The organism is Saccharospirillum sp., assembly GCF_040881935.1.
Taxonomy (GTDB): Bacteria; Pseudomonadota; Gammaproteobacteria; order Pseudomonadales; family Natronospirillaceae; genus Saccharospirillum.
Genome location: NZ_JBBECH010000004.1, coordinates 1 through 1,489, shown reverse-complemented (window position 1 = coordinate 1,489; position 1,489 = coordinate 1). Strand labels below are relative to the sequence as shown.

The 1,489-nt window shown below is 52.4% G+C and carries 1 protein-coding gene; it reads right to left on the bottom strand.

Going from position 1 to position 1,489, the window contains the following annotated elements; translation table 11 throughout:
* Positions 1 to 214 precede the first annotated feature (214 nt).
* Positions 215 to 1,099 carry a DEAD/DEAH box helicase gene (locus WEB54_RS00270; RefSeq protein WP_368052644.1) on the bottom strand — a complete coding sequence of 295 codons (885 nt, stop codon included), beginning with the start codon at positions 1,097 to 1,099 and terminating at the stop codon, positions 215 to 217.
* Positions 1,100 to 1,489: the final 390 nt, after the last annotated feature.

Here is a 1,489-nt window from a genome sequence, read left to right as displayed (position 1 = left end):
TAATAAGTGCGCAGCTTAAACCCTGTTAATTGGACAAGTCGGTTGACAATCTCCGCTGGACTCCCAACGCGAAAATAAACGGGGCAAGCACCAATGCCAAAATAGATCTCATACCAGAGGTGAATGGAGTATTTAGTATATTGTCAATTTTCTTTGAAAAAGCCATACTTATTGCTCCTCAAGTGCTTAGACCATGGTTTGTTCTACACAATATTCAAATGGATATAGGCCAATCCAGCATGTTCATCAGGCTGGCGAAGCTGCGAGCTTTACCGTCGTGGGGCGTGGCGGAAAGCATGATGAGAGTGTCGGACCGCCCCGCCAGCAATTGCGCCAGCTTGGCCCGCTGGGAGCTGCTTCCACGCTCAGCCACATTGTGGACCTCGTCGATGACGATGATGTCCCAGTAGGCCTGTTCCAGGTGACGGCGGTATTCGTTGTCCTGCTTGAGGGTGTCGATGGAGATAATCGACTTGTCGTAGTAGTAAAACGGGTTGTGATTGCCCGGAATCTGGTTGCGCACCCGCTGCAAGCCCTGGGAATCCAGGCGGGTGAGCGGGATGGTAAAGCGGTTCCACATCTCCTTCTGGAATTGGGTCATCATGCTTTTGAGGGTGAGCACGAGAATGCGCTTGCCCCGGCCACGGCGCATCAGCTCGGTCATCAGGATGCCGGCTTCCAGGGTTTTACCCAGGCCCACAGCATCGGCAATGAGGATGCGCTGGCGGTGCTGCTTAAGCGCCTGTAGGGCCGGGTCCAGCTGGTAAGGCACCGGATCCATGGCGGCCTTGTGGCCGAGGTGGATTTTGTCCTCGTCCGGGGTGATCTGGCGCAGTTGGGTTTCGATAAACAGGCGGCTTTTTTCAAAGCCGGGGGTCAGGTCCTGCTCGAAGCGGGTTTCGGCCGGGTCGAGCACGCGAATGGCCTTCTCGGCCTCCTCTAACTTGGTCAGAAAACGAGCACTCTTCCCGTTAACGAGCTCCGACAGCCCATCGACTGTGAGCACATAACCGCCATCGTCACTCGGGTCTGCCCGGCGGACGATCCATTCACAATCCCGAATAACAACCCGGGCTCCAGGGGCGTAGAGTGCTTGCATGCGTAATCCTTGGTATGAAAGCGACTGGTTTGCATGGCACTGTAGCCCTACAAACGACCACTTGTGTCGCCTTGCAACTGCTTACCCTAGGTATCCTTAGCTGTTAAACCGCTAGATACTTAATCTTACCTTCGAGTACACCTGAATTTGACTATTGGGTCAACCATGGCAACCGAACAATGTTGAGAACCGGAGGGATTCGTTTTAACGTGTTGATTTCGCTCAGGTTGGCAGGTTAAAAAACGTTCTCCAAGGCTAAGTTTCAAGCTCCATATCAGAAATGTAGGGATACAATTTTTCGTTAATTCAATAGCTATAGGAACGGTGTTTTTATGGTAAGCGCCAATAAATCAGCACCTGTTTTCCCTGTAGCGGCTCATTCACACTGAT